The 254-nt window shown below is 49.2% G+C and carries 1 rRNA gene; it reads right to left on the bottom strand.

What is annotated here, in order from left to right:
• Window positions 1-254 (bottom strand): 23S ribosomal RNA (locus tag LB465_RS18240); the annotation flags it as partial.

Here is a 254-nt window from a genome sequence, read left to right as displayed (position 1 = left end):
TCTACCATTACCAACTTAAAACGCCCTATTAAGACTCGCTTTCGCTACGGCTCCACAGCTGAACTGCTTAACCTTGCTGGAAACGGTAACTCGTAGGCTCATTATGCAAAAGGCACGCCGTCACCCCAAAGGGCTCCGACCGCTTGTAAGCGTATGGTTTCAGGATCTATTTCACTCCCTTGTTCAGGGTTCTTTTCACCTTTCCCTCACGGTACTGGTTCACTATCGGTCTCTCAGGAGTATTTAGCCTTGGC

The organism is Salegentibacter lacus, assembly GCF_020164555.1.
Taxonomy (GTDB): Bacteria; Bacteroidota; Bacteroidia; order Flavobacteriales; family Flavobacteriaceae; genus Salegentibacter; species Salegentibacter lacus.
The sequence above is the reverse complement of the archived record's forward strand: the minus strand, read 5'-3'. Positions and strand labels throughout refer to the sequence as shown.